Origin of the sequence: Pseudomonas flavocrustae (assembly GCF_029872515.1) — a bacterium.
GTDB lineage: Bacteria > Pseudomonadota > Gammaproteobacteria > Pseudomonadales > Pseudomonadaceae > Chryseomonas > Chryseomonas aestiva.
This window is the reverse complement of the sequence record NZ_JAPDIQ010000002.1, coordinates 500,921-524,911: the sequence shown is the minus strand read 5'-3', so window position 1 is coordinate 524,911 and position 23,991 is coordinate 500,921. Positions and strand designations below refer to the sequence as shown.

The 23,991-nt window shown below is 64.7% G+C and carries 20 protein-coding genes; 11 read left to right on the top strand and 9 right to left on the bottom strand.

Annotated features, from left to right (window positions below; all coding sequences use genetic code 11):
• Nucleotides 1-88 precede the first annotated feature (88 nt).
• The 5 genes from OMP44_RS07185 to tig form a co-directional block, all read right to left on the bottom strand.
• Nucleotides 89-1,945, bottom strand: a complete 1,857-nt coding sequence (locus OMP44_RS07185) for a SurA N-terminal domain-containing protein (RefSeq protein WP_187979076.1) — start codon at nt 1,943-1,945, stop codon at nt 89-91.
• Between the two features lie 174 nt (nt 1,946-2,119).
• Nucleotides 2,120-4,516, bottom strand: coding sequence for an endopeptidase La (lon, locus tag OMP44_RS07180; protein WP_280307153.1), 2,397 nt, complete (start codon nt 4,514-4,516; stop codon nt 2,120-2,122).
• Between the two features lie 126 nt (nt 4,517-4,642).
• The gene (clpX, locus tag OMP44_RS07175; RefSeq protein WP_133859302.1) at nt 4,643-5,923 is read right to left on the bottom strand and encodes an ATP-dependent Clp protease ATP-binding subunit ClpX; all 1,281 of its coding nucleotides are present in this window, start codon (nt 5,921-5,923) and stop codon (nt 4,643-4,645) included.
• 109 nt (nt 5,924-6,032) lie between these two features.
• Complete coding sequence (gene clpP / locus OMP44_RS07170; protein WP_007162222.1) at nt 6,033-6,674, bottom strand: ATP-dependent Clp endopeptidase proteolytic subunit ClpP; 642 nt, start codon at nt 6,672-6,674, stop codon at nt 6,033-6,035.
• Between the two features lie 90 nt (nt 6,675-6,764).
• Nucleotides 6,765-8,075, bottom strand: coding sequence for a trigger factor (tig, locus tag OMP44_RS07165; protein ID WP_187979074.1), 1,311 nt, complete (start codon nt 8,073-8,075; stop codon nt 6,765-6,767).
• A gap of 281 nt (nt 8,076-8,356) precedes the next feature.
• Here tig and OMP44_RS07160 point away from each other — a divergent pair, with 281 nt between their 5' ends.
• On the top strand, nt 8,357-9,664 hold the full coding sequence (locus OMP44_RS07160; protein WP_187979073.1) for an Nramp family divalent metal transporter: 1,308 nt from the start codon (nt 8,357-8,359) through the stop codon (nt 9,662-9,664).
• Between the two features lie 55 nt (nt 9,665-9,719).
• A complete protein-coding gene (locus OMP44_RS07155; RefSeq protein WP_280307148.1) occupies nt 9,720-10,670 on the top strand; it encodes a 2-hydroxyacid dehydrogenase in 951 nt (316 codons plus the stop codon).
• A gap of 29 nt (nt 10,671-10,699) precedes the next feature.
• Here the strand turns inward: OMP44_RS07155 and OMP44_RS07150 are convergent, their stop codons facing one another.
• Nucleotides 10,700-11,146, bottom strand: coding sequence for a hypothetical protein (locus OMP44_RS07150; protein WP_178083865.1), 447 nt, complete (start codon nt 11,144-11,146; stop codon nt 10,700-10,702).
• Nucleotides 11,147-11,244: 98 nt separating this feature from the next.
• Entirely contained in the window at nt 11,245-12,201 is a 957-nt protein-coding gene (locus tag OMP44_RS07145) for a LysR family transcriptional regulator (RefSeq protein ID WP_187979071.1), read from the bottom strand.
• A 208-nt stretch (nt 12,202-12,409) separates the two neighbouring features.
• Here OMP44_RS07145 and OMP44_RS07140 point away from each other — a divergent pair, with 208 nt between their 5' ends.
• The 7 genes from OMP44_RS07140 to OMP44_RS07110 all read left to right on the top strand — a co-directional run bounded on the left by OMP44_RS07140 (nt 12,410) and on the right by OMP44_RS07110 (nt 20,415).
• A complete protein-coding gene (locus tag OMP44_RS07140) occupies nt 12,410-14,143 on the top strand; it encodes an AMP-binding protein (RefSeq protein WP_187979070.1) in 1,734 nt (577 codons plus the stop codon).
• Nucleotides 14,140-15,654, top strand: a complete 1,515-nt coding sequence (locus OMP44_RS07135; RefSeq protein ID WP_133859308.1) for a CoA-acylating methylmalonate-semialdehyde dehydrogenase — start codon at nt 14,140-14,142, stop codon at nt 15,652-15,654. The genes OMP44_RS07140 and OMP44_RS07135 overlap by 4 nt, the downstream gene beginning before the upstream one ends.
• Nucleotides 15,655-15,667: 13 nt before the next feature.
• Entirely contained in the window at nt 15,668-16,564 is an 897-nt protein-coding gene (gene mmsB / locus OMP44_RS07130; RefSeq protein ID WP_208694848.1) for a 3-hydroxyisobutyrate dehydrogenase, read from the top strand.
• Nucleotides 16,561-17,613, top strand: a complete 1,053-nt coding sequence (locus tag OMP44_RS07125) for an enoyl-CoA hydratase/isomerase family protein (RefSeq protein ID WP_273862866.1) — start codon at nt 16,561-16,563, stop codon at nt 17,611-17,613. The genes mmsB and OMP44_RS07125 overlap by 4 nt, the downstream gene beginning before the upstream one ends.
• Nucleotides 17,614-17,624: 11 nt before the next feature.
• Nucleotides 17,625-18,776 (top strand): acyl-CoA dehydrogenase family protein, encoded by a 1,152-nt coding sequence (locus OMP44_RS07120; protein ID WP_280307142.1) that lies wholly within the window; start codon nt 17,625-17,627, stop codon nt 18,774-18,776.
• A 138-nt stretch (nt 18,777-18,914) separates the two neighbouring features.
• Nucleotides 18,915-19,715, top strand: a complete 801-nt coding sequence (locus OMP44_RS07115) for a universal stress protein (RefSeq protein WP_158891073.1) — start codon at nt 18,915-18,917, stop codon at nt 19,713-19,715.
• Between the two features lie 148 nt (nt 19,716-19,863).
• Nucleotides 19,864-20,415 (top strand): ATP-dependent Clp protease proteolytic subunit, encoded by a 552-nt coding sequence (locus OMP44_RS07110; RefSeq protein ID WP_187979065.1) that lies wholly within the window; start codon nt 19,864-19,866, stop codon nt 20,413-20,415.
• 62 nt (nt 20,416-20,477) lie between these two features.
• Here the strand turns inward: OMP44_RS07110 and OMP44_RS07105 are convergent, their stop codons facing one another.
• Nucleotides 20,478-22,238: a glycoside hydrolase family 5 protein gene (locus OMP44_RS07105; protein WP_187979064.1), complete on the bottom strand. Its 1,761-nt coding sequence runs from the start codon at nt 22,236-22,238 to the stop codon at nt 20,478-20,480.
• 398 nt (nt 22,239-22,636) lie between these two features.
• Between OMP44_RS07105 and OMP44_RS07100 the strand changes: the two genes are divergently transcribed.
• Both OMP44_RS07100 and OMP44_RS07095 read left to right on the top strand, forming a co-directional pair.
• Nucleotides 22,637-23,044: a response regulator gene (locus OMP44_RS07100; RefSeq protein WP_158891078.1), complete on the top strand. Its 408-nt coding sequence runs from the start codon at nt 22,637-22,639 to the stop codon at nt 23,042-23,044.
• 65 nt (nt 23,045-23,109) lie between these two features.
• Complete coding sequence (locus OMP44_RS07095; protein WP_273862864.1) at nt 23,110-23,322, top strand: hypothetical protein; 213 nt, start codon at nt 23,110-23,112, stop codon at nt 23,320-23,322.
• Nucleotides 23,323-23,337: 15 nt separating this feature from the next.
• Here the strand turns inward: OMP44_RS07095 and OMP44_RS07090 are convergent, their stop codons facing one another.
• Entirely contained in the window at nt 23,338-23,799 is a 462-nt protein-coding gene (locus tag OMP44_RS07090; RefSeq protein WP_027597697.1) for an Lrp/AsnC family transcriptional regulator, read from the bottom strand.
• Nucleotides 23,800-23,991: the final 192 nt, after the last annotated feature.

Genomic DNA, 23,991 nt, shown 5'->3' with positions numbered 1-23,991 from the left:
GCCCTCTTCCCTGCGGGCGGCGCCAGCAGGGTCTGGACCGCATTACCGCCACCCAAGAAAAAGCCCGGTTTCCCGGGCTTTTTTCGTATCAGAGATGCTTGATCTCGGCCTTGGCGTCCAGGGCCCGACGGTAGGCCGCGAAATCGACCTGTCCGGCGCGCGAGGCGAGGTAGCGGCGGTACAACGCCTTGTCCTCGGCGCTCAGGGCTTCCTTGGGTACCCCTACGCCCTGCAGGCGGATCAGCACGAAGTCACCGTTCTGCAGGCTGATGCCGGCATAGGACGGCTTGTCGGCTTCCGGCTTGGCCATGCGGAAGGCTGCCTGCAACACCTGGGGATCGACGCCCTCCTGGTTGCGGGTGGCGGCTTCGACGGTACGCCAGTCACCCGCGGCGGCCTTGCCACCTGCCTGCAGGGTCTTGAGCTGTTCTTCGCCAGCCTGCTTGGCTGCGGCTGCGGCCTTTTCCTGGGTCAGGCGGGTCACGATCTCCTTCCTGACCGCATCCAGGGGTTGCAGCTGCGGCGTGCGATGCTCCTTGTCGCGGATCACCACCAGGGTCTCCGGATCGAGCTGCAGCGCGGTGCTGTTGGCGCCGTTGCGCAGGACGTCCTCGCTGAAGGCCGCCTCGATCACCTGACGGTTGGCGGTCAGCCCCTCGCCTCCTTCACGACCGAAGGGAGCGCTGGTCTTGACCTGCAGACCCAGTTCCTGGGCCGGCTGGCTCAGGTCGGAGGATTCATAGGCGGAGCTTTCCAGCTTGCGGCCCGCTTCCACGAACAGGCGGTCGGCGTCTTCCGCCTTGAGCTGCTGCTCCAGACGCGGCCGGACACTGGCCAGGGTGGGTATTTCCGGTGCCTGCACACCCTGCAGCTTGATCAGGTGCCAGCCAAAGCTGGTGCGCACCGGGGCCGACACCTGCTGGGGTGCCAGGGCATACAAGGCCTCTTCGAAGGCCGGGTCATAGACGCCGCGACCGGCGAAGCCGAGGTCACCGCCGTTGGCCGCCGAACCGGGATCCTGGGAGAACTCCTTGGCCAGCTTGGCGAAGTCCTCACCCTTCTTCAGGCGTTCCTGGATCTGCTGGATCTTGGCCTTGGCCTGGTCGTCGTTCTGCTTGTCGTTGACCTCGATGAGGATATGGGCGGCGTCACGCTGCTCCGACAGGTTGGCGATCTCGGACTTGTAGGCGGCCTGCAGGCGGCTTTCGTCGACCTTGGCCTTGGCCAGGAAGGCACCCTTCTTCAGCTCGACATATTCGATGACCACCTGTTCGGGCGTCATGAAGGCGTTCTTGTGGCCGTCATAATAGGCCTGGACTTCGTCCTGGGTCGGCGCGATGCCGGCCGGCGAGGCCTTGACGGTGCGCATGGCGAAATCACGAGTCTGGCGTTCGAGTGCGGCGAAAGCCTCGATATCGGCGTCGGTGACGAAGTTGCTGCCAACGATGCCGGCGCGCAGCTGACCGATCAGCATCTCGTCACGCAGCAGATCGCGGAATTGCAGGCGGTTGTAGTTCATCTGGCGAACGGCCTGATCGAAGCGCTGGGGATCGAAACGCCCTTCGGTCTGGAATTCGGGGGTATTGAGGATCAGCTGATCCAGCGCCTGTTCGGAAAAGGCGAAGCGATCGGCCTTGGCGCTCTGCAGCAGCAGTTGCTTGTCGATCAGTGCCTTGAGCGCGGACTCGCGCAGCAGACGATCATCCAGGCTGGACGGATCGAAGCCCTGACCCAATTGCTGCTGCAGCTGGCGACGCTGCATCTCCACGGCCTGAGCCAGCTCCGTCTGCTTGATCTCGTCGCCGTTGACCAGGGCGACGGCGCCCTGGTGACCCGTGGCGCGGATGATCGCTTCGAAGCCGGTCAGTGCCATCAGCAGGATGATGAATCCGATGATGACTTTGGCAATCCATCCCTGCGAACGGTCCCTGATGTTTTGTAGCATGTTCCCCCCACGAGCTGTGGCCGGACCGGCCATGGCGAAATCGTCGAATAGCAAATAGCGAAAAGGCGCATCTCGAGATGCGCCTTTTCATCGATCAAGGACCTTGCATCCAGCAGGACGGCGGAGCACCAGCAACCTCGTCTGGCAGCCCGCCCATCAAGCCCAGGTGCGCCGTCAGTGGGTACTGACGCGCTCCTTGCCTTCCTGATCCCGCTTCTCGTCCTTGCTGACGAGCTCCGGACCATCGTCCGGAAGCGGCTCCGGCGTGTATTGCAGCGCAACCTCCAAGACCTCGTCAATCCATTTGACTGGCTTGATCTGCAAGTCGGCCTTGATGTTGTCCGGAATGTCCCGCAGATCCCGGACGTTTTCTTCCGGAATGATCACGGTACGGATGCCGCCGCGGTGGGCTGCGAGCAGCTTTTCCTTGAGGCCACCAATGGCCAGAACCTGACCACGCAGGGTGATCTCGCCGGTCATGGCCACATCGGCCCGGACCGGAATGCGGGTAGCCGCCGAGACCAGCGCCGTGCACATGCCGATACCGGCACTCGGACCGTCCTTGGGCGTCGCGCCTTCGGGTACGTGGATATGGATGTCGTGCTTCTCGTGGAAGTCCTTGGGAATACCCAGGCTGCGGCCACGGCTGCGGACCACGGTCAGGGCCGCGGTGATGGACTCGGCCATCACGTCGCCCAGCGAGCCGGTCTTGATCATTTGGCCCTTGCCGGGAACGACCGCGGACTCGATGGTCAGCAATTCGCCACCTACCTGGGTCCAGGCCAGGCCGGTCACCTGACCGATCTGATCCTGCTGCTCGGCGAGACCGTAGCGGAACTTGCGCACGCCCAGCCAGTGCTCCAGGGTGTCCACGGTGACGCTGGCGGTACGCTCCTTGCTCAGGGCGTGCTGCTTGACCACCTTGCGGCAGACCTTGGCGACCTGCCGTTCCAGGCTCCGAACGCCCGCTTCGCGGGTGTAGTAGCGGATGATGTCGCGCAGGGCGTCTTCATCGAACTCCACCTCGCCCTTCTTCAGGCCATTGGCCTTGACCTGCTTGGGAATCAGGTAGCGGATGGCGATGTTGACCTTTTCCGCCTCGGTATAGCCCGGCAGGCGAATCACTTCCATGCGGTCCAGCAGCGGCGCCGGAATGTTCATGGAGTTGGCAGTGCAGACGAACATCACGTCGGAGAGGTCATAGTCCACTTCGAGGTAATGGTCGTTGAAGGTGTGGTTCTGCTCCGGGTCCAGGACCTCGAGCAATGCGGAGGCAGGATCGCCACGCATGTCGTTGCCCATCTTGTCGATTTCGTCGAGCAGGAACAGCGGATTGCGCACCCCGACCTTGGTCATCTTCTGGATGAGGCGACCCGGCATGGAGCCGATGTAGGTGCGACGGTGACCGCGGATCTCGGCTTCGTCACGCACGCCACCCAGGGCCATGCGCACGAACTTGCGACCGGTGGAGCGAGCGATGGACTCGGCCAGGGAAGTCTTGCCCACGCCAGGCGGGCCGACCAGGCACAGCACCGGGCCGCGTACCCTCTTCACGCGCTTCTGCACGGCGAGGTATTCGAGGATGCGTTCCTTCACCTCTTCAAGACCGTAGTGGTCCTTGTCGAGGACCTCCTCGGCGCGTCCCAGGTCCAGGCGGACCTTGCTCTCGGCCTGCCACGGCACGTTGACCAGCCAGTCGATGTAGGAGCGCACCACGGTGGCTTCAGCGGACATCGGCGACATCTGCTTGAGCTTGTTCAGCTCGGCATTGGCCTTGGTCAGGGCATCCTTGGGTAGACCGGCCGCTTCGATACGACGCTTGAGGTCATCGACCTCGTTGTGTCCTTCGTCGATGTCACCCAGTTCTTTCTGGATGGCCTTCATCTGTTCGTTGAGATAGTACTCGCGCTGGCTGCGCTCCATCTGCTTCTTGACGCGGCCGCGGATGCGCTTCTCCACCTGCAGGAGGTCGATTTCGGCATCCAGCAGGGCCAGCACGTGCTCGACGCGCGCGCCCAGCTCGGTGATCTCGAGGATCTCCTGCTTCTGCTCGATCTTCAGCGCCATGTGGGCGGCCATGGTATCGACCAGGCGGCTGGGATCCTCGATGCTGTTGAGCGAGGACAGCACTTCGGCGGGGACCTTCTTGCCAAGCTGCACATACTGCTCGAACTGACTCATCAGGCTGCGCGAAAAAACCTCGGATTCACGATCCGGGGCTTCGCTGTCCTCGATCAACGTGACCAGCGCACGGGCATAGGCCTGGCTTTCGACGAAGGACTCGATACGGCCACGCTGCTCGCCTTCGACCAGGACCTTGACGGTGCCATCGGGCAGCTTGAGCAGCTGGAGAACGGTTGCCACCGTACCCATGTGATACATGTCATCCGCGGCGGGATCGTCATCGCCGGGATTCTTCTGCGCGACCAGCAGGATCTGCTTGTCGCCAGCCATGGCGGCTTCGAGGGCCTCGACGGACTTTTCCCTTCCGACGAACAATGGGATGACCATGTGGGGATAGACCACTACGTCACGTAGGGGCAGCAGGGGAAGTTCTATCGTCGTAGTCATGGGATACGGGTCTCGGCAAATAATCGGCCGCAGATGCGGTTAAGGCCTCGGTTTTTCCTAACATGAGGTTGGCCGCCGCAAAATACAACCGTCGCTGAAATGAAAAAGGGGCCGAAGCCCCTTTTGTCACGCGTCCGGCGCCGCCTTGGCGGGCTCGCTGTTCTCGTAGATGAGCAGCGGCTGGGAACTCCCGTCGATGACGCTCTCGTCGATGACCACCTTGCTGACTTCCTTCTGCGAAGGAATCTCGTACATGGTCTCGAGCAGGATGCCTTCGAGGATGGATCTCAGACCCCGGGCACCGGTCTTGCGCTCCAGAGCCTTGCGGGCAACCGCCTTGAGCGCGTCGGGACGGAACTCCAGATCCACGTCTTCCATCTCGAACAGCTTGGCGTACTGCTTGGTCAGGGCGTTCTTCGGCTCGGTCAGGATCTGCATGAGCGCCGGCTCGTCCAGCTCGTCCAGGGTCGCGATGACCGGCAGACGACCGACGAACTCCGGAATCAGACCAAACTTGACCAGATCCTCGGGCTCGGCGTCACGCAAGGATTCGCCGATCTTCTTGCCCAGCTCCACGCTGCGCACCTCGGCGTTGAAGCCGATACCGCCGCCCTTGGTGGAACGATTCTGGATGACCTTTTCCAGGCCAGCGAAGGCGCCACCGCAGATGAACAGGATGTTGCGGGTATCGACCTGCAGGAATTCCTGCTGGGGATGCTTGCGGCCACCCTGGGGCGGAACCGAAGCCACGGTACCTTCGATCAGCTTCAGCAAGGCCTGCTGCACACCCTCGCCCGAGACGTCACGGGTAATGGAGGGGTTGTCGGACTTGCGCGAGATCTTGTCGATCTCGTCGATGTAGACGATGCCCATCTGGGCCTTTTCCACATCGTAGTCGCACTTCTGCAGCAACTTCTGAATGATGTTCTCGACGTCCTCACCCACATAACCGGCTTCGGTCAGCGTGGTGGCATCGGCGATGGTGAAAGGTACGTTGAGCAGGCGCGCCAGCGTTTCCGCCAGCAGGGTCTTGCCCGAACCGGTCGGACCGATGAGCAGGATGTTGCTCTTGCCCAGCTCGACGTCGTCTTTCTTCTCGCGCTGATTCAGACGCTTGTAGTGGTTGTAGACGGCAACGGCGAGGACCCGCTTGGCACGCTGCTGACCAATGACATACTGGTCGAGGATAGCGCTGATTTCCTTCGGCGCTGGCAGCTTGTGCGCATTGCTTTCGGCCTGAGCTTCCTGGACTTCCTCGCGGATGATGTCATTGCACAGGTCGACGCATTCGTCGCAGATGAAGACGGAGGGTCCAGCGATCAATTTACGTACTTCGTGCTGACTCTTGCCGCAGAAGGAGCAGTAAAGCAGCTTGCCGTTATCGTCGCTATTGCGCGTATCTGTCATTCGATCGATCCAATGGAATGTGCTTACATCAACAAGATGGAGCCTATTGCACGGTTTTTCAAGCCTACCTGCCCAAACGACGGCGCCTGGGCAGGTGGTCGAGGCGGGGTCAGGCGGGGATGTTGCGCTTCTCGAGGACCTTGTCGATCAGGCCGTAGGCAACGGCTTCGGGGCCACTCATGAAGTTGTCACGGTCGGTATCGCGGGCGATCACGTCCATGGGCTGACCGGTGTGATGCGCCAGTACCTTGTTCAGACGCTCACGGATGGTCAGAATTTCACGGGCGTGAATTTCGATGTCCGACGCCTGACCCTGGAAGCCGCCCAGGGGCTGGTGAATCATCATCCGCGAATGCGGCAGGCAGAAGCGCTTCTCGGCGGCGCCGCCTGCCAGCAGCAGGGCGCCCATGCTGCAGGCCTGGCCGATGCAGATGGTGGAGACGTCGGGCTTGATGAACTGCATGGTGTCGTAAATCGACATGCCAGCGGTCACCGAACCACCCGGGCTGTTGATGTAGAGGTGGATGTCCTTGTCAGGATTCTCCGCTTCCAGGAACAGCAGCTGGGCGACGACCAGGTTGGCCATGTAGTCCTCGACCTGACCCACCAGGAAGATGACCCGCTCCTTGAGCAGCCGGGAGTAGATGTCGTAGGCGCGCTCGCCCCGGGCGGATTGCTCCACCACCATGGGTACCAGACCGCCAGCGGCTTGAATATCGGGCATGGATTGCATGTATGAATTGCGGGACATGTCCTGCACTAGCTCCCTATCTGGATAACCTGTCAAAAACACATAAGCCAGCACGAGGCTGGCTTAGGTGAACTAGCAACTGGAGGCAGATCAGGCTGCTTGCGGAGCCTCGGCCGGTTTGACCGCGTCCTCGTAGGAGACCTGCTTGTCGGTGACTTTTGCCTGCTTGAGGACAGTATCCACGACTTGTTCTTCCAGTACAACCGAACGCACTTCGTTCAGCTGCTGCTCGTTCTGGTAGTACCACTTCACTACCTGCTCGGGCTCCTGATAGGCCGCAGCCATTTCCTCGATCAGCTCGCGGACGCGGGCGTCATCGGGCTTGAGCTCGAACTGCTTGACCATCTCGGCGATGATCAGACCCAGCAGCACGCGGCGCTTGGCCTGCTCGCTGAACAGCTCGGCCGGCAGTTGCTCGGGCTGGATGTTGCCACCGAACTGCTGGACGGCCTGAACGCGCAGACGATCCACTTCGTTGCTGATCAGGGCGGCCGGGACGTCGATCTGGTTGGCGGCCAGCAGACCGTCCATGACCTGGTTCTTGACCTTGGTCTTGAGGGCCTGGCGCAGCTCGCGATCCATGTTCTTGCGCACTTCGGCGCGGAAACCTTCGACGGTGGTCTCTTCCACACCAAACTGCTTGAAGAAGGCTTCGTTCAGTTCGGGCAGCTCGGGAGCGGCCACTTCCTTGACGGTGACCTTGAACTGAGCGGCCTTGCCGGCCAGATCCAGGTTCTGGTAGTCCTCGGGGAAGGTCAGGTCGAGCACGCGCTCGTCACCGGCCTTGGCGCCGACCAGGCCGTCTTCGAAACCGGGAATCATGCGACCCGAGCCCAGCACCAGCTTGGTGCCTTCGGCGGAACCACCGGCGAAGGCTTCGCCGTCCTGGGTACCGACGAAGTCCAGGGTGAGCTGGTCATCGTTGGCGGCAGCGCGGTCAACGGCTTCATAACGGGTGCCCTGCTTGCGCAGCACGTCGAGCATCTTGTCGATGTCGGCGTCTTCAACGCTTGCGTCCTGACGCTCGATCTCGATGCCGTCCAGGCCCTTGACTTCGAACTCGGGGAAGACTTCGAAGGTGGCAACGTATTCCAGGTCCTTGCCCTTTTCGAACACCTTGGGTTCGACGGCGGGTGCGCCGGCCGGGTTGAGCTTCTGCTCGACAACGGCTTCGTAGAAGGTTTCCTGAATGAGATCACCCAAGGCTTCCTGACGAGCCGAGGCTTCGTAGCGCTGGCGGATGACGCTCATGGGTACCTTGCCCGGGCGGAAACCGGGAACCTTGGCACGCCGTGCAGTCTGCTGCAGACGCTTGTTCACTTCGGTTTCAATACGCTCGGCCGGCACGCCAATGGTCATGCGACGCTCGAGAGCAGAGGTGTTTTCAACGGAAACTTGCATGGATATTCCTCGTGGCACAGAAACAGGCCGGCACTCCGACCCCCCAGAATCAAGGGCGACCATTCTAGAGACAGTCTCAGGCGAAGTCACCTGGCTTGATCCAGCGGTGCGTACGGGCACTGCCGAAGGAAGCCTGAACGAGCGCGTCGAGAGCAACATTTTGTTGCCCGCATATAGTTGTACGACGTCGTATGTAGTGCTAAACCCTGAAGGGCAAGCTAACGAAGAGGCCGCCTCCGGCCCTATTCACAACAACAACAATCGTTAGGAGAACCGCCCTAATGGACCAATCTGGTTCCGTCGAGAAATCCATACCCGAGAGCAAGGAGCAGAGCTCAGGCCTGCGCCGCCTGGCGAAGCTGCTGGGCCCTGGCATCATTGCGGTGCTGTCCTGGCTGGGCGCCGGGGACCTCATCACCTCCTCGGTGGCAGGGGCCAACTACGGCTACGCCATGATGTGGGTGCTGGCGGTGTCCCTGCTGCTGCGCTTTCTCATCGTCAACATCATCGCCCGTTTCCAGCTGTGCAATAACCGCGGCATGTCGATCCTCGAAGGCTATGCCCAGCTGCACCCGGTGTTCGCCTGGTTCATGCTCGGCTATGCGCTGATCATGGGGCACCTGACCAACGCCTACATGCTCAAGGGCGCCGGCGAAGCCCTGGCCACCCTGCTCCACCTCGACCAGCCGCTGCTCTGCTCGGTGGCGGTGGTGATCGCGGTCTGGCTGCTGGTGGGCCGCAACTTCTATGCGCTGATCGAGGGGGTGATGAAGGTGTTGCTGGCCGTCATGACTCTGGCCTTCATCACCCTGGCGGTGATGTCGGGTCCGGACCTGGGCGGAATCCTGCGCGGCACCATCGGCTTCAGCATCCCGCCGGACGAAGGCGTGCACGGCGCCCTGCTGGTGGCCGTATCGGTGATCGGCGCCGTGGCCGGCTCCATCGCCAACTTCGTGCATCCCTATGTGATGAAGGAAAAGGGCTGGACCGGCCCGGAACACAAGCGCATCCAGCGCAACGACCTGCTCTTCGCGGTGGTGGTCGGCATCGTCATCAACCTAGCCATCTGGGTGGTCGGGGTGGAGATCCTCAGACCCAATGGCCTGCAGGTGAATACCCTGAGCGACCTGGGTGCGGCCCTGGAGCTGTTCTTCGGCACCGGCGGCTGGCTGATTTTCTTCACCGGGGTCTTCGCCACCCTGTTCGCCAGCGTGGTGGGCAAGACCACCGCCTTCCCCATGCTGATCACCGATGCCCTGCAGCACATCCGTCCGGAACGCCGCGAACGCTATGGCAAGACCTTTCACAAGGACCCGGCGCACAGGTGGTTCCTGCTCTTCATCCTGGTGACGCCGCTGGTATGGTCGCTGCCGGGCATGCCCGACTTCGTGACCCTGACCATTGGCGTGAATGCCCTCAACATCGTCGGCCTGCCGGTGATCTCCCTGGGGCTGCTGATCATGTCCAACCAGAAGTCGCTGCTGGGCGACAAGTACCGCAACAACTGGTTCGAGAACCTGGCGCTGGGCTTTGCCACCCTGCTGGCGATCTGGGTCGCGATCCAGTTGGGCCTGCAGTTGCTGGACTGAGCCCTGCCGTTTCGGGGTGGGTTCGCCGCCCCCGCTTTCTTCAAGGAGTCTAGAGATGCCTGAACAGAACGAACGTCCACTGCTGCTGCAGGTGGGTCCGCTGCTGCCTGCCCTGCAGGACGCCCTCACTTCACGCCATGAGGTGCTGCGGCTCTGGGAAGCACCCGACCCGTCCGCCCTGCTCGCCGCGCGTGGTCAGGACGTGGTAGCCCTGGTCACCTCCGGGGTGCATGGCGCGACGCGCGAGCTGATGAGCGCCCTGCCTGGCCTGAAGGCGGTGTTCAGTTTCGGGGTGGGCTACGACAGCATCGACATCGCCGCCGCCCGGGATCTGGGCGTGGTGGTGAGCAATACCCCGGGCGTGCTGGACGACTGCGTCGCCGACACCGCCTTCGCCCTGCTGATCGATGTGGCGCGGGGCATCAGCGCCGCGGATCGCTTCGTGCGCCGCGGTGACTGGCAGCAGGGCAAGTTTCCGCTGACCTCGCGCCTGGCCGGCAAGACTTGCGGCATCGTCGGCCTGGGCAATATCGGCAAGAGCATCGCCCGCCGGCTCGAGGCCTTCGGCATGGAGGTGGCCTACCACGGTCGCCAGCGGCAACCGGACGTCCCCTATCGTTATCACGCCGAGCTGGAAGACCTGGCCAAGGCGGCGGATTTCCTGGTCCTGTCGCTACCCGGCGGACCGGCCACCGATGGACTGGTCGATGCGCGAATCCTCGCCGCCCTGGGCCCCCGTGGCTATCTCATCAACATCGCCCGCGGGAGTGTGGTCGACGAGCCCGCCCTGGTGGCCGCCTTGCAAGCCGGAAGCCTGGGCGGCGCCGGCCTGGATGTCTTCGCCGAGGAGCCTGCGGTGCCCGCCGCGCTACTGACGCTGGACAACGTGGTCCTCACCCCGCACCTCGGCAGCGGTACCCACGAGACCCGCCAGGCCATGGCCGACCTGGTACTGGCCAACGTGGAGCGCTATTTCGCCGAGGGTCGCCTGGTCACGCCGGTCTGACCGCAGATGCCTGCCGGCCGGCCAGCGTGCTACTCGATGGCCGGCAGGGTCTTGCCGCGGATACGGCGGGCCAGGGAGTCGTAGATCTCGCGGCAGCCTTCGGCCCAGAAGCGATCGGGGTCGTCCTGGGGTTCCAGGGTGACGGAGAACTCGCCGTCACGCTCCTTCAGCACGAAATGGTCGTTGGTATAGAAGAAGGACAGGCCGATGGCGAAGGTCTGCGGGGTGCCGGCGAGGTCATCGACGATCACCGTGAGGTCGTAACGGGCATAGACCTCCAGCTCGCGCACGATATTGCCATCGACGCGCTTTTCCAGGCCCAGGCCAGCATCCACCTGATCCGCGGGGGTGAGTCCCAGGTAGCGGGTGAAGCAGTCCGGCAATTCATGCAGACGGCGCTCCAGTCCCTGCCAGTAGGCTTCTTCCCGCTCGGCCGCCTTGCTCAACGCCTGACTCAATGCCTGATATCGTTCCATTGCCGTTCCCATGTGTTCACCGGAGGCCGTCGACGGACGACCGACAGCTCTGAGACCCCAGCCGGGTCCCGGGGTGCCGCAGCGATTGGCGACGGGCTTCAGGATGCCGGCCAGCCCAGCACCGGGGCGCGGGTTTCACCGAGCAGGAAGCCCCGATTGGCGTCGGTGCAGGCGCGTAGATAGTCGGTCACTAGGGTGATGCGTCGCAGGCGGCGCAGGTCTTCGCGGTAATAGAGCCAGAATTGCCGGGTGATCTGGATCTGCTCCGGCAGGAGCGCCACCAGCCGCGGATCGGGCTCGGCGACAAAGCACGGCAGGATGGCCAGGGCGTGCCCGCACAGTGCCGCCTGGTACTGGGCGATCACGCTGGTACTGCGCAGGCCGCTGCTGGCCTCGGGCAGGATCCGCTCCAGATAGAGCAGTTCAGGGCTGAAGGCGAGATCGTCGACGTAGGTGATGAATCTGTGGCGCTGCAGATCGGCCAGCTGCGTGACGGGTGGGTGGCTGGCCAGATAGTCGGCGGTGGCATAGAGCCGCAGGCGGTAGTCGCACAGCTTGCGGCAGACATAGGGCCCGCGCTCGGGCCGCTCCAGGGTAATGGCGATGTCGGCTTCACGACGCGACAGGTTGACGAAGTGCGGCACCGGCAGCACCTCCAGGGTGATGCCGGGATAGCGATCCTGGAAGAAGCTCAGCTGGGGCGCGACGAAGTAGCTGCCGAAGCCTTCGGTGGCGCCGATACGCACCTGGCCGGACGGCGCCAGTCGGGTGTCGGAGATCTGCTCGCAGGCGGTCTGCAGGGTGCTTTCCAGGGTTTCCGCGTGCACCAGCAGGCGCTGTCCTTCCATGGTGAGGCTGAAGCCGGTGCTGCGCGACTTCTCGAACAGCAGCGCCCCCAGCGCCTTTTCCAGGGCGGCGATCCGTCGCGAGACGGTGGTGTAGTCCACCCCCAGTCGCCGGGCGGCGGCGCTGGCCTTCTGGGTGCGCGCCACTTCGAGGAAGAATCTGAGATCGTCCCAGTCGAGACGTCCCGCCGGGTTATTGGATTTTTGCATATCGGTCGGGCGTTTTTGTCGGAAGCCAGGGGACTTTTGCCGGAACTATACTGCTTACCAGGTCGCGTCACGAGCGGTGACGGCGCGAATCTCTGCCTGCCAACAACAATAAAGAGCAGACCACCATGACCCACCCGCACGCCCCATCCCGGCGCCAGGCCGGACGCTGCCCTTCCTTCCCGCCCCTGCAGGCCGCGGGGAATCGCCCATGACCGCCGGCGACGCCTTCCGTGAAGCGCGCGACTTCCTGCTGCGCCATCGCACCGACTACGCCACGGCCGTCCGCGATTTCCGCTGGCCGGAGCTGGAACACTTCAACTGGGCGCTGGACCATTTCGATCGCCTGGCCGAGGAGCATGCCGGTCCGGCGCTGTGGCGGCTGGATGCCGAGGGCCGGGAGGAGCGCTACAGCTTCGCCGAGCTGCGCCAGGCGTCGAATCGCACCGCCAATTTCCTGCGCGCCCAGGGTGTGCGTCGCGGCGAACGCATCCTGGTGATGCTGGGCAACGAGGTGGCGCTGTGGGAGACGCTGCTCGGCGCCTTCAAGCTGGGCGCCGTGGTGGTGCCCGCCACCACCCTGCTCAGCGATGCCGATCTGCAGGATCGCGTGCAGCGCGGACGTATCGCCCACCTGGTGGTGGGCAGCGCCCATACGGAGCGTTGCGCCAGTCTGGATCCTGGCCTCACCCGCATCTGCGTCGGGGCGTCAGTGGCCGGCTGGCAGCCCTATGCGCCGGACGCCTGTGCCAGCGACTTCCTGCCGGACGGCCCTACCCTCGCCACGGATCCGCTGCTGCTCTATTTCACCTCGGGGACCACCTCGCGGCCCAAGCTGGTCCTGCACAGCCACAGCAGCTATCCGGTCGGGCACCTGTCCACGCTCTACTGGATCGGCCTGCAACCCGGCGATGTGCACCTCAACATCTCTTCCCCCGGCTGGGCCAAGCATGCCTGGAGTTGCGTCTTCGCGCCCTGGAACGCCGGTGCCTGCGTGTTCATCCATGATGTGCCGCGCTTCAAGCCCCAGGCGCTGCTGGAGGTGCTGGCGCACTACCCGGTCACCAGCCTCTGCGCGCCGCCCACGGTATGGCGGATGCTGATCCAGGAGGACCTCGCCGCCTATCGCGATCGACTCGACCTGCGGGAGCTGGTCGGTGCGGGCGAGCCGCTCAATCCCGAGATCATCGACAGCCTGCAGGCAACCTGGGGGCTGACCCTGAGAGACGGCTTCGGCCAGTCGGAAACCACCGCGCTGGTGGGCAACACCCCCGGACAGCCGCTCAAGCCGGGCTCCATGGGTCGTCCGCTGCCCGGGTGCCACGTCGAATTGCTGGATGCCGATGGTCGACCGGGCGACGACGGCGAGGTGGCACTGTCCCTGCAACCGCGGCCGGCCGGGCTGATGCTGGGCTACGAGGACAGCCCGGAAAAGACCGCCGAGGTGATGCGCGACGGGCACTACCGCACCGGCGATACCGCGGTGCGCGACGCCGAGGGCTACATCACCTTCGTCGGGCGCGCCGATGACGTCTTCAAGTCGGCGGACTACCGCATCAGCCCCTTCGAACTGGAGAGCGCCCTGATCGAGCATCCGGCGGTGATGGAGGTGGCGGTGGTGCCGAGCCCCGATCCCCTGCGCCTCAATGTACCCAAGGCCTTCGTCATCCTCGTCGCCGACCACGCGCCTTCGCCCGCGCTCGCGCAGGAGCTGCTCGGTTTCGCCCGTGGCTGCCTGTCGCCCTACAAGCGGGTGCGGCGCCTGCAATTCGTCAGCGAACTGCCCAAGACCCTGTCCGGCAAGATCCGCCGCATCGAATTGCGCCTCGGCGAGGCCCAGCGCCGCGCCAGCGGCACCCCCGATGTCCACGACTACGCCGAAGAAGACTTCGCTGCTCAACCTGCCCCGGCCACCCCGGCCACCGCTCAGGAATCCCTGTCATGACCCAGACCGCCATCAAAGACGTGCCGCTGCTGATCGACGGCCAATTCGTCACCTCCACCAGCCGCGAAGGCCGCGAGGTGATCAATCCGGCGACCCAGGAGGTGCTGGCGCGGGTGCCCTTCGCCACCGCCGAGGAGGTGCAGCGCGCCGTGGCCAGTGCCAAGGCGGCCTTCGCCACCTGGCGCAAGACGCCCATCGGCGCCCGGGCGCGCATCTTCCTGCGCTACCAGCAGCTGATCCGCGAGCACATGAGCGAATTGGCCGCGTTGCTCACCGCCGAACAGGGCAAGACCCTGGCCGACGCCGAGGGCGATGTCTTCCGTGGCCTGGAGGTGGTGGAGCACGCCGCGGCCATTGGCAACCTGCAACTGGGCGAGCTGGCCAACAACGTCGCCAGCGGAGTGGACACCTATACCCTGCTGCAACCCCTGGGCGTCTGCGCCGGCATCACCCCCTTCAACTTCCCGGCGATGATTCCGCTGTGGATGTTTCCCATGGCCATCGCCTGCGGCAACACCTTCGTCCTCAAGCCTTCGGAGCAGGATCCGCTGGTGACCATGCGCCTGGCCGAGCTGGCGCTGGAAGCCGGGGTGCCGCCCGGGGTGCTCAACGTGGTCCATGGCGGACCGGCGGTGGTGGACGCCCTCTGCGATCACCCGGACATCAAGGCGCTGTCCTTTGTCGGCTCGACCCGTGTCGGCACCCACGTCTATCGCCGCGCCAGCGAAGCCGGCAAGCGCGTGCAGTGCATGATGGGCGCCAAGAACCATGCGGTGGTGATGCCCGACGCGCCCCGCGAGCAGACCCTGGCCAATCTGGTGGGCGCCGCCTTCGGGGCGGCGGGTCAGCGCTGCATGGCGGTCTCGGTGGTGGTGCTGGTGGGCGAGGCCAACAGCTGGGTGCCGGACCTGGTGGCCAAGGCGCGCAGCCTCAAGGTGGGTGCGGGTCACGAGCACGGCACCGACGTCGGCCCGCTGATCTCCTGCCAGGCCCTGGACCGGGTCAGCGGCCTGATCGAGCGCGGGCTGAGCGAAGGCGCGACCCTGGAGCTGGACGGCCGCAACATCCAGGTCGAGCGCTACGAGAAGGGCAACTTCGTCGGCCCGACGCTGTTTTCCGGGGTGACCACCGACATGACCCTGTACCGCGAAGAACTGTTCGGACCGGTGCTCTGCGTGATGCACGCCGCCACCCTCGACGAGGCCATCGCCCTGATCAACGCCAACCCCAACGGCAACGGCGTTGCCCTCTTCACTCGCTCCGGCGCCGCGGCACGGCGCTTCCAGGAAGACATCGACGTCGGCCAGGTCGGCATCAACGTGCCCATTCCGGTACCGGTGCCGCTGTTCTCCTTCAGCGGTTCGCGCGCCTCCAAGCTGGGTGACCTGGGGCCCTACGGCAAGCAGGCGGTACTCTTCTATACCCAGACCAAGACCATCACCACGCGCTGGCCCGACGAGCAGGACGTCGGCAGCGCCGGGGTCGTCAACACCACCATCACCCTCAAGTAAGGGAGACGCCAGCATGCATCTGGGATTTCTGGGACTGGGCAACATGGGCGCGCCCATGGCCCGCAACCTGCTCAAGGCCGGCCATCAGCTGACCGTCTTCGACCTCTCCACCGCCGCGCTGGAAGCGCTGCGCGCCGAAGGGGCCGAGGTTGCCGCCTCGCCCACCGCCGTGGCGGAAAGTGGCGCGGAAGTGATCATCACCATGCTGCCCGCGGCCGCCCATGTAAAGACGGTCTATCTCGGTGACGACGGGCTGATCGCCCGGGCCCGCCCGGGCACCCTGCTGATCGATTCCTCCACCATCGATCCGCTCAGCGCCCGGGCGGTGGCCAGCGCCGCCGCCGAACGTGGCCTGGAAGTGCTGGACGCGCCGGTCTCCGGCGGCACCGGCGGCGCCGCGGCCGGCACCCTGACCTTCATGGTCGGCGGCAGCGAGGCGGGCTTCCAGCGTGCCCAGCCGCTGCTGGCCGCCATGGGTCGCAACCTGGTGCACTGCGGCGCCAGTGGCAACGGCCAGGTGGCCAAGGTCGCCAACAACCTGTTGCTGGGCATCTCCATGATCGGGGTGGCCGAGGCCATGGCCCTGGGTACCCGCCTGGGCATGGACGCCAAGACCCTGGCCGGGGTGATCAATACCAGCAGCGGGCGCTGCTGGAGTTCGGAGGTCAACAACCCCTATCCGGACGTGCTGCCCCAGGCGCCGGCCTCGCGCGGCTACCAGGGCGGCTTCGCCGCCGAGCTCATGCTCAAGGACCTGGGCCTGGCCACCGAGGCGGCGCGTGCCGTGCGCCAGCCGGTGATCCTTGGGGCGGTCGCGCAGCAGCTCTATCAGAGATTCAGCCGCGCGGGTGGCGGCGGCCTGGATTTCTCGGCCATCATCCAGGACTACCTGGACGAGGACGGTGCATGAGCGACGCCAAGGTGCTGTTGGAAAGACGCGGCGGGGTCGGCTATCTGACCCTTGATCGCCCGACCGGGCTCAATGCCCTGGATCTGCAGATGGTGCGCGCCCTGCACGGGGCGCTGCGCGACTGGGAGCAGGACCCGGCCGTGCGGGTGATCGTGCTGCGCGGCAACGGACCCAAGGCCTTCTGCGCCGGCGGCGATGTCCGGGCGCTGTACGACAGCTACCAGCGCGGCGACGACCTGCACCTGAGCTTCTTCACCGAGGAATACGCCCTCGACCTGGCACTGCACCGCTATCCCAAGCCCATCCTGGCGCTGGCCCATGGGCTGGTGCTGGGCGGCGGCATGGGCCTGGTGCAGGCGGCGCGGCTGCGGATCGTCAGCGAGCGCACCCGGATGGCCATGCCGGAAACCGCCATCGGCTATTTCCCCGACGTCGGCGCCAGTCATTTCCTGCCACGCCTGCCCGACCAGCTGGGTCTCTATCTGGGCCTGACCGGGGTGCAGATCGGCCCAGCCGACGCCCTGGCCGCCGGCCTGGCCGATGTCTTCATTCCGGAAGCGGCCAACGCCGACCTGCTGCAGCGCCTGGAGGCAGCCACCGCCCAGGGCCCGACCGATCTGGCCGCGCTGCTGCAGGCGTTCGCCGCAGCGCCGGCCGAAGCCGCGCGCCTGACCGAACTGCGCCCGGCCATCGCCGAGCACTTCGCGGCGGCCACCGTTGAGGAGTTGCGCGCCGGCCTGCAGGCGGAGCAGCGCCCCGCCTATGGCGACTGGGCGCAGGAGACCCTCGCCACCCTGGACGCCCGTTCACCGCTGGCGGTCGCCACCGCCCTGGAGCTGTTGCGCCAGGGCGGTGGGCTGTCCCTGGAGCAGTGCTTCGCCCTGGAGCTGCACCTGGATCGCCGCTGGTTCGAGAAAGGCGAGATCATCGAAGGGGTGCGCGCCATGCTGGTGGACAAGGACCGCACGCCGCACTGGAATCCGGCCCGCTGGCAGGATCTGGACCCCCGTCGCGTCGCGGTCTTTTTCTCCGACTTTCGCCATTCCTGAGGGAGGCTCCCATGCACGACATCGAACTCACCGAAGAACAACGCATGATCCGCGACCTGGCACGCGACTTCGCCCGCTGCGAGGTCGCGCCCCACGCCCGCGCCTGGGAAAAGGCCGAGTGGATCGACGACGCCGTGGTCGCCCAGCTGGGTGAGCTGGGCCTGCTGGGCATGGTGGTGCCCGAGCAATGGGGCGGCACCTACCTGGATTACGTCGCCTATGCCCTGGCCGTGGAAGAGATCTCCGCCGGCGACGGCAGCCTTGGCGCCCTGATGAGCATCCACAGTTCGGTGGGCTGCGGCCCGCTGCTGCGCTACGGCAGCGCCGCGCAGCAGGATCACTGGTTGCCCGACCTGGCCGCCGGCAAGGTGATCGGCTGCTTCTGCCTGACCGAACCCCAGGCCGGTTCCGAGGCGCACAATCTGCGCACCCGCGCGGTACTCGACGGCGACAGCTGGGTGCTCAATGGCAGCAAGCAATTCGTCAGCAACGGGCGCCGCGCCGGCCTGGCCATCGTTTTCGCGGTGACCGATCCGGAACTGGGCAAGAAGGGCCTGTCGGCCTTCCTGGTACCCACCGACACCCCCGGCTTTCGCGTCGAACGCACCGAGCACAAGATGGGCCTGCGCGCCTCCGATACCTGCGCCGTCACCCTGGACAACTGCCGCATCCCGGCGGCCAACTTGCTGGGCGAACGCGGCAAGGGCCTGGCCATCGCGCTCTCCAATCTGGAGGGCGGTCGCATCGGCATCGCCGCCCAGGCCCTGGGCATCGCCCGCGCGGCCTTTGAGGCGGCGCTGGGCTATGCCCGCGAGCGCATCCAGTTCGACAAGGCCATCATCCAGCACCAGAGCATCGCCAACATGCTGGCCGACATGCATACGCGCCTGAACGCCGCGCGACTGCTGATCCTGCACGCCGCGCGACTGCGCACGGCTGGCCAGCCCTGCCTGAGCGAAGCCTCGCAGGCCAAGCTGTTCGCCACCGAGACGGGCGAATGGGTGTGCTCCAAGGCCATCCAGATCCATGGCGGCTATGGCTACCTGGAGGACTATCCGGTGGAGCAGTATTACCGCGATATCCGCATCACCCAGATCTACGAAGGCTCCAGTGAAATCCAGCGCCTGCTGATCACCCGGGAACTCGATCGCTACGAAATGTGAGGGCGTACAGGATGACGGCCGTGACCTGTCCAGCAAAAGCCGAAGATGACATCCAGGCGTCATCTGGACAGCGCCGGGCGGGTGCTACGCTCCGGACAGGGATCGTGTCTGGTCCCGGTCTTGCCAAGGAATACCGTTATGGCCTCCCTGCTCGCCTGCATCGATGGATCCCCCCACGCCGAAAGCGTCTGCGACCACACCGCCTGGTTGTCGCGACGCCTGGATGCGCCCGTCACCCTGCTGCATGTGCAGGAGTCGGCCAGTAGCGGCAAGAAGGTCGCCAACGGTACCCCGGTCTATCTGGACGATGACGTCGGTGCCGGCATGGCCAAGGCGCTGCTGCTCAATGCCCGCCAGCGCCTCCTCCAGCAGGGCCTGACCTCGGCACCGCAGATCCTGCGCCGCCCCGAGGGACTGGTGGATACCCTCAAGACCCTCGAAGGGGATACCCGCCTGCTGGTGATCGGCAAGCGCGGCGAGCGCTCCGGGGACAGCGGCATCGGCAGCCAGCTGGAAGCTGTGGTACGCGCCGTGCACCGGCCGATCCTGATCTGCTCGGGCCCCTTCAAGCCCCCGCGCCAGTTCACCATCGCCTATGACGGTCGGGAAGCCACCCACCAGGGCATCCTGGCGCTGGCGCGCAGTCCGCTGCTGACCGGCATGAGCGGCACGCTGCTGCGGGTCGGCGAAGACGATCCGATCCTGCGCAAGCGCCTGGAAGACCTGGCGCTGCTGCTGCGCAGCGCCGGGTGCCGGGTCGACACCACCGTCGCCCATGGCGACGTGGAGCGCATCGTCCCTCGCCACCTCGACGAACGCCGGGCCGACCTGCTGATCATGGGTGCCTACAGCCATTCCTCGGTCTGGCGCTTCCTGCGCGGCAGTCGCACCACCCAGCTGCTGCACAAGACCGAAGTACCGATGCTGCTGCTGCGCTGATCCTGGTTGCGTCACGGCACAGTCCATCCTTCTGGGACGCGCTTCGTCGGCCAGCCGACCTTCACGCTCAAGCCCGTCCGAAAGTCGCCGAAGCAACTCTTATAGAGCCCCGCCCTCCGCCGGGCTCCCCGGCGCGTCGGTAGGCACCATGAGCACCCATGTCATCCATTTCACCGGTCCCATCAATTCCACCAGTTGCGGCCAGCTGATCGCCCATTGCTCCCAGGCGGTCCAGCAGGATGCCTCGCGGATTCTGCTGAAGATCGCCACCATGGGCGGTGACTGCAGCTACGGCTTCACGATGTACAACTTCCTGCTGTCCCTGCCGCTGCCGGTGCACACCCACAACCTGGGTACCGTCGAATCCATGGGCAACATCCTGTTCCTGGCCGGCGAACACCGCACCGCCAGTCGCCACAGCAAGTTCCTCTACCATTCCTTCTACTGGAACCTGAACAACTCGGTGGACCATGCGCGCATGGCCGAATACGCCATGTGCCTGGACTACGACCTGGACCTCTACGCCGGCATCGTCGCCGAACGTACGGCCGGTGCCGCCGAAGCCCTGGACATCTACAGCTGCCTCAAGGCCAACGCCCGGCTGCTGAGTCCGGAAGCGGCCCTGACCACCGGGGTGATCCATGCCGTGGACGAATGCCGGGTACAGCCGGGTGAGGTCACCACTTTCATCCACCTTTAAGCGGGCAATAAAAAACCCGGTGGCCAAAGGTCACCGGGTTTTTTATTGCCCGCTGCTGAAGATCAGCGGCTGAAGGACACCAGGGTGTTCGGGTAGCCGACGCTGGCATCCAGGCGGCTGGCGTCGAAGAATACCCCCAGGTTGCTCGCGCCCTCCTGCACATAGCTGATCTTGAGGATCTGGCCATTGACGAGGCGTACCGAGCCACCCAGCTTGAAGGCCGAACGATTGGCCGCGGTGGCCGGGATGGAGATGGCCGCGCCGCGACGGTAGACACCGCGATTCCAATCGGCGTTGGTGAAGTCGTTGATGGCGCTGCTGACGCTGGCGGCGCTGGTCACGCCGGTGGGCGACACGGTCACCGTCTTGGGATAGCCCACGGCGTTGCCGTTGAAGGGCGTGCCCTCGGTGAAGACGCCCAGGCTGTTGCCGACCTGCACCGCGGAAATCCGCCGCACCTGGCCATCCGCGGTGGTGAGATAGGCACCGGCCTTGAAGGCGGCGCGGTTCACCGCGGTACCGGGTACCGAGATCGCGGCCTTCTTGAGGAACACCCCCTTGTGCCAGTCCGGGTTGGTGAAGTCGTTGATCACCGAGGTCACGGTACCGGCGGTCGCCCCGGTGCTCGGCGGAATCTGCACACCGGCATTGCTACCGGTGTTGCCTGCGTTGCCGGTGTTGCTGCCGCTGCCGGAATTGCCGCCGGCGCTGCCGCCTGCCGAACCGCTGTTGCCGGTGGCGCTACCGCCGGTGGCCGGCGCGGTGCTGCCACTGGCGACCGGACCGATGGCAGTGCAGCTGCTGTCGTCCAGGTACTTGCGCAGGGTCGGCCACTGCGGCCGCTCCTGGCCATTGATCGGCTCCACCGACATGAAGTAGCTGCCCCAGCCGGGACCGGCGGCCCAGTAGGAGGCCGGGATGCAGTTCTGCTTGAGGTAGGCCAGCATGTTGTCCATCAGCAGATTCCAGCGCGGATTATTGTCCGGGACACCGAATTCACCGATGTAGCCGCGCTTGTTGTTCTTCTTCAGCCAGTCGACGAAGGGCTTGACCCGGGTCACGCCATAGTTGGCGTCGAGCTTGTTGACATCGGTCTTGTCGTAGCTGCCGCCGGCGTTCTCGTCGAAGTAGGAATGCGCCGAGAAGATGATGTTGTTGGCCGGATCCTTCAGCCCCAGCAGGGCGTCGTTGAATTCGGCCCAGCGGGTCGCGCTCGACCAGCCGTTGCCTTCGACGATGACCGGGCGGGTGCTGTCCACCGCGCGCACGCCATTGATGCCGTACTGGGCCGCGGTCGGCCAGTAGGCCATGGCATCGTGGGGCTCGTTCATGATGTCGTAGGCGTACAGCGAGGACTGGCCGCTCCACTGCCGCGCGATGTGGGTCATGATCTCCTGATAGCGGGCATAGGGTACGCCGCTGGTGCCGATCACCTGGCCGCGATAGCGGGCGTAGTTGTGCAGGTCGAGGATGATCTTGATGCCGTGCTTCTGCGCATAGCCGAAGGTCTGGTTCACCAGGGCGACGTAGGCACTGTCCAGTGGTCCGCCCAGCTTGGGTTGCAGGCGCTCCCAGATGATGGGGAAACGAATCAGCTTGACGCCCCGCGCGCTCCACTGCTGGAAGTAGGCCTCCACCGGGAAGATGTAGTTGGTGCCATTGATGCCGGGCAGCACCTGGGGCGCGAAGCCCGCACCCGACAGATTCAGACCGACCAGGCTGACAGGCTCGGCCTGGGCAACGCCAGCGGACAGCGCGAGAACAGTGGCGGCCGCGGCGAGCGGACGACGAAGGGCGGTAGCGAAGGAGCGGATAGGCGTCATGGTCGGATACTGCTCAGGGAGGCGTGGCGTCGATATCCTTTGTGTACGAGCAAAGCCTGGGTTTAGGTAAGGCCACTGGGACGTGACAAAAAAAGCACTCTGCGTCCTGCAGTTGCCTTACCCAATACAAGTCATATGCCAGGTGGCTGAAACCTTTCACCCCAAAAGTAGTCCTTCCGCTTCACTGTCACGCTGAAACCCCTGACCTAGAGCCTTTACGGCAAACGTAACCAAATGTGCGCGGCATGGGGTCGCAGTGTCGAAACGCTGCGTCTGACAAGATAATCGCACCCTGAAGACAGAAATCTGACGCCAAATTCATTGACGCTCAGACTGGGGAATTTTCCTGGGTCGCGGCTATCCAAGGCTCAGCAACGTCTTGTATATAAGGTCCAGTCATGCGCGCAGAACAGCCGGGAACCCCTGTCTTCCGACCCACTCTCCTGGTGGTGGACGACGAGCCACTGGTCGCGGATTTCGTCCGCGAGATCCTCGAACCCGAAGGCTTCAACATCATCGCCGCTGACTCCGCCGACACCGCGTTGACGCTGTTGGAAAAGGAAGACGCCAACATCGACCTGCTGCTCACGGATATCCGTATGCCGGGTTCGATGGACGGGGCGCAGCTGGCCAACATGGTCTGCCAGCGCTGGCCAGACATGCCGATTATTGTCATGTCCGGCTACGAAACGCCGTCCACCGCAAGCATCAAATGCCAGGTGCGCTTCCTGCCCAAGCCCTGGTCCATCGGTCAGCTGATCGATGCAGTGAACGGCGTCGCCTATTCGGTTACGCCCAGCGCCTGAAGACCTGGGAACCTTGGCGATGTGAATAGTGTCACATCGCCACCCTGGTACTTAGGACAATAACAATGCTCGCCCTCACCCATCAGTTCGTCGCTCAATTGCCCAACATCGATTGCCTGTTTGGCCCGTTGACCCCGGATGGCGGTCTGCCCGTGCAGCTCGGTCGTTCCTGCGACGAGCGCCGGCTGACCCTGATGCTGGATATGGCGCGCCTGCGTGATAGCGCCTATTGTGCCGCTCAGGCGCAGCAGGTCCGCAGCTCGCTCGGCATTCGCTAACGGCTTCTCCTGCGCTCAGAGCGGTGGCGCCGGCCTGAGTAGCACCGCCTTGAGCGAAAAGGCCGAGGTCACACTGGCCACCCCGGGAATGCAGGTCAGGGTCTCGGCCAGAAAGTGCTGATAGGCCGCGAGATCCTGCACCACCACTCGCAACACATAGTCGGCATCCCCGGTCATCTGGAAACAGCTCATCACCTGAGGTGCCTTGACGATCTCCCGTTCGAAGGCGCGCAGGTAGTCGGTGGACTGCTTTTCCAGGCGCACCGAGACGAAGACGCTGACACTGCCGGCCAGCCGGGTCTCGTCGAGTTGGGCGTGATACCCCTGGATGTAGCGCTCCTCCTCCAGACGCTTGACCCGCCGTAGCGTCGGGGTCAGCGACAGCCCGATCTTCTGCGCCAGATCGCGCCAGCTCAGCCGCCCATCGGCGGACAGGGCATTGAGGATGCGCAGGTCGATACGATCCAGACCAGCCATGGTGCAAAACCTCTACTGTTGTTCTTGTACTGAGTTCAATAGCACCAAAAGCCCGGGCTGCCCATCCCGAAATTGCGGCAAAACGGCTAGTGGAGCCGGCCTATACTCAGGTGACCAATAACAAGAATGCCGAGGCCTCCACCATGTGGCACCCTGCATCGCATCCGGACGGCCAACCCGTCCTGCGACCCG